General features: G+C 49.6%; 1 protein-coding gene. It reads left to right on the plus strand.

Annotation, left to right across the window (positions count from 1 at the left end; genetic code table 11):
• The first annotated feature begins 184 nt into the window (after window positions 1-184).
• Window positions 185-658 (plus strand): hypothetical protein, encoded by a 474-nt coding sequence (locus RCF13_RS19175; RefSeq protein ID WP_176056583.1) that lies wholly within the window; start codon window positions 185-187, stop codon window positions 656-658.
• The last annotated feature ends 29 nt before the right edge of the window (window positions 659-687 follow it).

Consider the following 687-nt stretch of genomic DNA (forward strand, 5'->3'; position numbering starts at 1 on the left):
CACATTGAAATGGTGCAGACTTACCAGGCCCTGGGGTTTACAGAAATTTATTTGCATAATGTTGCCGAAAATCAGCGGGAATTCATAAAGGAATTTGGAAGCAAGATCGTTAAGCACATTTTATGAGAACAAAACCGGTTCCGAATCGTTTGGCTCCAGAATAACGTCCTCGGAGTCCATAAACATGTACCGATTGATTTTCGGAACCTTGGCCGGGATTACGGCGACAACAGCGATGACCTGTTTCATGCGCTTGGCTTTCGACCGCCTGCCAAAGCAGCAGAACTACCCGCTTCCTCCGAGGGAATTGACTGACGTAGTTGCGCAGAAAGGCGGGCATTCGTATCCGGGCAAGGCGAAACAGACTGTTGTTGCACACTTCATTTATGGCGCCGTTGCCGGGGCGGTATTTCCATTTGGGGGTAAGATCTGCGCAAGTGGTGCCGTTTATGGCGTTCTGGTGTGGTGCATAAGTTATCTTGGGTGGATCCCTGCCATGCGCTTGCTAAAACCGGCAGCTGAACACCCCCCCAGCAGAAACCTTCTCATGATTGCTGCGCATTTGGTCTGGGGTGTGACTTTGGAGCTTGGCTATCAGGAAATATCGAAGTCTACCGCAAAACAATTTGCCTCAGGCGACAACAGGGACATCCATTGATGGAATGATCTGGAGACAGAACATGGATA

It is taken from the genome of Stenotrophomonas maltophilia group sp. RNC7, assembly GCF_030910085.1.
Taxonomy (GTDB): domain Bacteria; phylum Pseudomonadota; class Gammaproteobacteria; order Xanthomonadales; family Xanthomonadaceae; genus Stenotrophomonas; species Stenotrophomonas sepilia.

Bases quoted from the DNA above. Each gene is read 5' to 3' on its own strand.
- RCF13_RS19175 (WP_176056583.1), top strand. From the start codon at position 185: ATGTACCGATTGATTTTCGGAACCTTGGCCGGGATTACGGCGACAACA.